Here is a 6602-nt window from a genome sequence, read left to right on the forward strand (position 1 = left end):
CCCCTCTCCCGGAGGGGAGGGGCCGGGGGTGGGGTCTCCCGCGCTAGGGCTGCTTTGTAATGCCCCGCCCTCATCCAGCGATTACCCTCCTACCCTACTCTTTCACTCCCCATGAACGCACGCCTACCGCTGCTCGCCGCCCTGCTCGGGGCCGCCACCGTCACTACCCAGGCCCAGAGCCTGAACACCGCCAAGCTCGACAGCCTGCTCACTAGCTTGGCGGCCAACAACAAGATGATGGGCAGCCTCGCCGTGTCGCGCGCGGGGCAGGTGGTGTACAGCCACGCCTTCGGCTCGGCGCAGCTCGCGCCCAACGTGCCCGCCACGCCGGCCACCCGCTACCGCATGGGCTCCATCTCGAAGATGTTCACGGCAGTGATGATTTTTCAGCTTATTGAGGAGAAAAAGCTGACGCTGGACACCAAGCTCGCCACTTTTTTCCCGCAGCTGCCCAATGCCAAAACCATCACCATCAACCAGCTGCTGAGCCACCGCAGCGGCTTGCACAGCATCACCGACGACGAGGCCTACCTGGGCTACCTGACCCAGCCCAAAACCCAGGCCGAGCTGCTGGCGATGATGGCCAAGTACCAGCCCGACTTCGAGCCGGGCACGCAGTTTAAGTACAGCAACTCGGGCTACATCGTGCTGGGTTACATCGTGGAGAAGCTGGGCAAACAGCCCTACGCCCAAGCCTTGCAAAAGCGCGTGGCCGCCAAAGCCGGCCTGAAAAACACCTACTACGGCGGCAAAATCGACCCCGCCAAGCAGGAAGCCTTGTCGTACAAGCCCGGCCCCGACGGCTGGGTGCCCGACACCGAAACCGACATGAGCATCCCCGGCGGCGCGGGCGCGGTCGTGTCGACGCCCGCCGACCTCGACCGCTTTCTGGAAGCATTATTTGGTGGCAAGCTGGTGTCGGCGGCCAGCCTGGCGCAGATGCAGACCTTCCAGGACAAGCAGCCGTTTGGGCGCGGGCTGATGCGGATTCCCTTCAACGGCAAGCAGGCCTTTGGCCACGGCGGCACCATCGACGGCTTTCAGTCGTCGGCCGGCTACTTCCCCGATGACAAGCTGGCCGTGACCCTGAGCACCAACGCCCACCGCTACGCGCTCAACGACGCCATGATTGGCGTGCTCAATATCTGCTTCAACCGGCCCTATAAAATTCCCGATTTTGCGGCCCCGGCCTACGTGCCCACCGCCGCCGACCTCGACCGCTACGCGGGCACCTACGCCAGCCCTAGTTTGCCACTCAAAATCACCTTTACTAAAGACGGCACTACCCTTATGAGCCAGGCCACCGGGCAGTCGGCCTTCGCGCTGGAGCCCGTGAGCCGGGGCGTGTTCAAGTTCGACCCGGCTGGCATCCGGGCCGAGTTTGCGGCTGATAAGCCGATGTTTACGCTCAAGCAGGGCGGGCGCGAGTTTGTGTTTACGAAGGAGTAGTTTAAGAGTGTAGAGACGCAATATTTTGCGTCTTACGTCAGGGTTACATGGTCTAACGCAACCAGACGACAGACGCAAAATATTGCGTCTCTACCCCGCCCAACATTCCTATTTTCACCACCTTTGCTGCTTTCCAACTTTTTCTTCCCCATGTCAAAACCCATAACCCTGGCCGCCGCCCTGCTGCTGGCCGGCGCCGCGGTAGCCCAGCCCACCGTGCCTACTGCCCCGGCCGGCGCGGCCAAAATCAAAGTAAAAACCAAGCGCGGCGCGGCCCCAGCCCCCGCTGCCCCGGCTACCGACTACTCGGTGCCCTACGCCGCCAGCATCACGCCCGAGGGGCTGAAAGCCGACCTTTCGGTGCTGGCCTCAGACGAATACGAAGGCCGCGAAACCGGCCAGAAAGGCCAGAAAATGGCCGCCGACTACATCGCCAAAGCCTTCGCCAGCTACGGGCTGGCGGGGCCGGTGCCGGGCTCGGACAATCCGTACTTGCAGCATTTCAGCATGAACCGCGTGGGCGTAGACCCAGCCTCGTCCATCAGGATTGGCAACCGGACGTTTGTGGCGGGCAAGGATTTTTACGTGCTGGTGCGCAACCAGGCCACGGCCGTGGCCGAGTTGCAGCCCACGTTTGTGGGCTACGGCATCAACACTACCGGCTATTCTGATTTCATCCCCGACGACCCCAAGCTCAAAAACAAAGACTTGATAATGCTGCTCGGCGAGCCTCTGAACAAGGCCGGCCAGCCGCTGCTGAGCAAAGACGGCAAGCCCACGGCCTACGGCGGCACGGGCTTTACGGAGATGGGCGAGCGTAGCCCCACCATGCGCGGCCTCACGCCGCGCTCCACGTTTCGCATTATGCCCAGCGTGGCGGCCCTGGCCGCGGTGCCCAAAGACTACGGCCGCATGCAGGTGGGCGAAGAGCGCCTGGAGTTTCCGGGCGCGCCGGCCGGGCCCGGCGGCTCCAACGTCTTCTTCGTATCGCCCGAGATGGGGGCCGCCATGCTCGGCACTACCCCGGCCGGGCTGGCCAAGTACCAGAAGGCCGTGAGCGCGGCCGGCAAGCCGGTGGCGTCGCCCTTCAAACCCGTGGCTATCCGGCTACAAGGCGGCGAGCGCAAAGAGCCCTTCACCACCGAGAACGTGCTGGGCTACCTCGAAGGCGGCGACAAAAAGGATGAGGTAGTGGTGCTGTCGGCCCACTACGACCACCTGGGCATCAAAAACGGCATCGTGTATAACGGGGCCGACGACGATGGCTCGGGCACGGCCAGCGTGCTGGCGATGGCGCGGGCCTTCACCCAGGCCAAAAAGGATGGCCACGGCCCGCGCCGCAGCATTTTATTCCTGGCCAATGTGGGCGAGGAAGAAGGCTTGCTGGGCTCGCAGTACTACACCGACCACCCGATTTTCCCGCTCGCCAATACCGTCACCGACCTTAACATCGACATGGTGGGCCGCGTGGATACCCTGCACCAGGGCAAAAGCGACTACGTGTACGTGGTGGGGGCCGACAAGCTTTCGCAAGACCTGAACACGCTGAGCGAGGCCACCAACCAGCAGTACCAGCCGCTGGCCCTCGACTACAAGTACAACGACCCCAACGACCCCGAGCACATCTACTACCGCTCGGACCACTACAACTTTGCCAAGCACGGCGTGCCGATTATCTTCTACACCAGCGGCTTGCACAAAGACTACCACCAAACCACCGACGACGTCGATAAAATCGACTTCCCGGCGATGGCCCGGCGCGACCAGCTCATCTTCCACACCGCTTGGGCGGTGGCCAACCGCGACCAGCGCCTCGTGGTAGATGCCAAGTACGCCCCCACCCCCGCCGACCTCGACCGCTACGTGGGCACCTACGCCAGCACCCAGATTCCACTCAAAATCACCTTCACCAAGGAAGGCGCAACGTTGCAAGCGCAGGCCACCGGCCAGCCCGCCTTCCCGCTGGAGCCCGTGCGCCAGGGCGTGTTCAAGTTCGACCCGGCTGGCCTGCAAGTGGAGTTTGAGGCCGGCAAGCCCAGCTTCACGCTCAAGCAGGGCGGCGGCAGCTTCGTGTTTACGAAGGAGTAGGTAGCGCGGACTTTCAATCCGCGAGTGCGTAGCAAACCCAAGTTTCGGCGTAGCCCCAGCGGGGCGACCCGTTGGTAAAAATTGGGGAACACTGCCTATCCCAAGCCCCGTAGGGGCGACCCCTTCACCTGTTGGGTCGCCCCTACGGGGCTTTTGCCTTTCGCTTACCGCTCGCTACTACCGACGGGTCGCCCCTACGGGGCTACGCCGAAACTTGGGTTTGCTATGTACTCGCGGACTGAAAGTCCGCGCTACCGCCGAAAGCTCAGGCCCAGGAAATACTCCCTGTCCACGGAGTGCGTAAGGGGCAAATGCGCCCCAAAATCGAGCTGCACGTTGCTGGAAATATCCACCTGCGGCCCCAGGTTCACGGAGCTGTGCCAGGCACTTTGGCGGGTGTCCCAGTAGCCCACTAGCTCTACGAAGCCCTGCACGAGCTTGGTGAACTGGTAGTCGGTGGTAAGGGTGGGCGTGAGCTGGTAGAAATGCTGGCCGGCCTCGGGGTCGAAAAAATAATTATTGGCTACCTGGCCGCCCACGCTCCAGGTTTTGGTGCACTGAAAAATGCCGGTGAGCGTGAGGCCGGGCTCGTAGCCGCCATCGCCCACCCGGCCGCCGGTGGGCAGCTGCACGTAGCCCACCAGGCCCAGCGCGCCGCGGCTGTCGTCGTCGCCCACCAGCGTGTGTTTGAGGCGCAGCGTGAGGTCACCCACGCCGCGGTTCAGCTGGTTTTGGTCAAACGGGCTGGGGCCGGCTTCGGCGTCGTTGAAATTGTGCGAGTAGGTGTACGTGTCGAGCGCCACCTGAAAATCGGTGCGGTCGGTGAGGCCGATTTTGGCCAGGAAGTGGTTCACGTACCAGTCGTGCCCGTGCTGCGGCCCCTCGCGCCGCGTCAGCAGCCGCAGCACATCGGTTTCGTACTGAAAGTGGCCCGCATCCACCGAATACGGGCTTTCGGTGATGCCGGGGCGGTCGGGCACCATCGGGCGCATGTACTTGCGCGGGGTGGGGTTGAAAAGCGTGTAGTGCGTTTTATCAACGTCGATAGTATCGTTGAGCGGGTGGTTGGCCTGGGCGGCGGCGGGGCCGGCCAAGGCTAAGGACAGCAAAAAGGTGGGGTAGAAAGCGCGCATTGCAAAGCAGAAAAAGGGCGACAATTCTGCGCATACGCAGCCCGCGCCCACGCGGCCAGCCTAGTGGCCCTGACCTCCAGCTTATCCTAAAAAGCAGGTTGGCCGTATATTGCCGTTATTCATCAATTGCTCATGCGCCGCTCTACTTCTCTCCCCACTCTCTTCGCCGCTGGCCTGCTCACGGTGGCGCTCGCCGGCTGCGGCAAAAAGCCAGACGGCACGCCCTACGGCGTAGACCCCGCCAAGCTGCCCGAAGGCCGCCAACCCAAAGCCACCGCCACCTATAAACAAGACACGCCCAAAGGAGCCGAGCTGAACGCGGCCACCAACAGCGCCCGCGCCGGCCAGCCCACCAGCGCGGCGGCCCCCGCCCCGGCCGCCCGCTAGCGGCGCGGCGGGTAGTGGCCCCCAAAACCTACCTTTGCGGGTGCTATGCAGAAACCCAGCATTCCGCAAGGAACCCGCGATTTTGGGCCGGCCCAGGTGGCCCGCCGCCAATATATTTTCAGCGTCATCCGGCGCACGTTTGAAACCTTCGGCTACGCGCCGCTGGAGACGCCGACCCTCGAAAACCTCTCGGTGCTGACCGGCAAATACGGCGACGAAGGCGACCAATTGCTGTTTAAAGTTCTGAACTCGGGCAATTTCCTGGTGAAGGAGCGCCGGGGCGAAATCACGCCGCTCCTTACGCCCGAAGACCTCGACGCCGGCCCCAAGGTAGTGCTGCCTAAGATTGCCGAAAAGGGCCTGCGCTACGACCTCACCGTGCCCTTTGCCCGCTACGTGGCCATGAACCGGGGCACGCTCACCTTCCCCTTCCGCCGCTACCAGATGCAGCCCGTGTGGCGCGCCGACCGCCCGCAGCGCGGCCGTTACCGCGAGTTCTGGCAGTGCGATGCCGACGTAGTGGGCACCGACTCGCTGCTCTGCGAGGCCGAGATAGTGCTGATGATGAGCCGGGTATTCACCGAGCTGGGCTTGCACGATTTCACCATCAAAATCAACCACCGGGGCGTGCTGCGCAACATCTACCAGGCACTGGGCGGCGAGGGCAAGGAGGCCGATTTATTCGTGGCCATCGACAAGCTCGATAAAATCGGGCGCGACGGTGTAAGCAAGGAATTGCTGGACAAAGGCTTCGCGGAGCCAACCATCGACACGCTGTTTGCGCTGCTGGGCGTGGAGGGCGACTTCGAGGAAAAGCTGCGCCGCCTGCTGGCCGGCTTCGTCACGGCCGGCGTGGAGCCCGACGGCACGCGCCCTACAGATAGCGACGATACTAATGAAGACGAGTTGGCTTATTACCGCGGCTTGAAGGAGCTGGTGGAAGTACACGCGCTACTGCAAGCCAGCGGCTTCAAGCAGTTCGACCGGCTCGAATTTGACCCCACGCTGGCGCGCGGCCTCTCCTACTACACGGGCTGCATTTTCGAAGTTAAAATCAACAACGTGGCGATGGGCAGCGTGAGCGGCGGCGGGCGCTACGACAACCTTACGGGCTCGTTTGGGCTGCCGGGCGTGTCGGGCGTGGGCTTCTCGTTCGGGGTCGATAGAATCTACGACTGCCTCGAAAGCCTCGACCTCTTCACCGACACCGGCGAAACGCCCACCCGCGTGCTGCTCACGCACTTCGACGCGGCGAGCGGCCGGGCGACGCTGCCGCTGCTGGCCGAGCTGCGGGCGGCCGGCATCCCCGCCGAACTCTACCCCGACGCGGGCAAGCTGCAAAAGCAGTTCAAATACGCCGATGCCAAGGGCATTCCGCTGGTGCTGGTGCTGGGGCCGGAGGAGCTGGCGGCCGGCGTGGCCAAGGTTAAAATTATGAAAACGGGCGAGGAAAAGACCTTGCCGCTGGGCGAGGTAGTGGGCGCGCTGACGGCGTAAGTGGTCGCCCGTCCGTCTGTCATGCTGAACGCAGTGAAGCATCTCTAC

Annotated in this window: 5 protein-coding genes; 4 read left to right on the forward strand and 1 reads right to left on the reverse strand. The window is 63.3% G+C overall.

Annotated features, from left to right (window positions below):
- The first annotated feature begins 111 nt into the window (after positions 1-111).
- Together VFO93_RS19115 and VFO93_RS19120 are read left to right on the forward strand one after the other, a co-directional pair.
- Positions 112-1449, forward strand: a complete 1338-nt coding sequence (locus VFO93_RS19115) for a serine hydrolase domain-containing protein (RefSeq protein ID WP_325135986.1) — start codon at positions 112-114, stop codon at positions 1447-1449.
- Between the two features lie 150 nt (positions 1450-1599).
- Positions 1600-3537, forward strand: coding sequence for a M28 family peptidase (locus VFO93_RS19120; protein WP_325135987.1), 1938 nt, complete (start codon positions 1600-1602; stop codon positions 3535-3537).
- A 251-nt stretch (positions 3538-3788) separates the two neighbouring features.
- Here VFO93_RS19120 and VFO93_RS19125 read toward each other — a convergent pair whose 3' ends face one another.
- Positions 3789-4670, reverse strand: coding sequence for a transporter (locus VFO93_RS19125; RefSeq protein ID WP_325135988.1), 882 nt, complete (start codon positions 4668-4670; stop codon positions 3789-3791).
- Positions 4671-4802: 132 nt separating this feature from the next.
- On the opposite strand from VFO93_RS19125, the gene VFO93_RS19130 reads away from it, so the two are divergent.
- Both VFO93_RS19130 and hisS read left to right on the forward strand, forming a co-directional pair.
- The gene (locus tag VFO93_RS19130) at positions 4803-5057 is read left to right on the forward strand and encodes a hypothetical protein (RefSeq protein ID WP_325135989.1); all 255 of its coding nucleotides are present in this window, start codon (positions 4803-4805) and stop codon (positions 5055-5057) included.
- A gap of 45 nt (positions 5058-5102) precedes the next feature.
- Positions 5103-6554 carry a histidine--tRNA ligase gene (gene hisS, locus VFO93_RS19135; RefSeq protein ID WP_325135990.1) on the forward strand — a complete coding sequence of 484 codons (1452 nt, stop codon included), beginning with the start codon at positions 5103-5105 and terminating at the stop codon, positions 6552-6554.
- Positions 6555-6602: the final 48 nt, after the last annotated feature.

It is taken from the genome of Hymenobacter sp. (genome assembly GCF_035709525.1).
Taxonomy (GTDB): domain Bacteria; phylum Bacteroidota; class Bacteroidia; order Cytophagales; family Hymenobacteraceae; genus Hymenobacter.

Coding starts and splice junctions, on each gene's coding strand:
- VFO93_RS19130 (WP_325135989.1), top strand. CDS start 4,803: ATGCGCCGCTCTACTTCTCTCCCCACTCTCTTCGCCGCTGGCCTGCTC.
- hisS (WP_325135990.1), top strand. CDS start 5,103: ATGCAGAAACCCAGCATTCCGCAAGGAACCCGCGATTTTGGGCCGGCC.
- VFO93_RS19120 (WP_325135987.1), top strand. CDS start 1,600: ATGTCAAAACCCATAACCCTGGCCGCCGCCCTGCTGCTGGCCGGCGCC.
- VFO93_RS19115 (WP_325135986.1), top strand. CDS start 112: ATGAACGCACGCCTACCGCTGCTCGCCGCCCTGCTCGGGGCCGCCACC.
- VFO93_RS19125 (WP_325135988.1), bottom strand. CDS start 4,670: ATGCGCGCTTTCTACCCCACCTTTTTGCTGTCCTTAGCCTTGGCCGGC.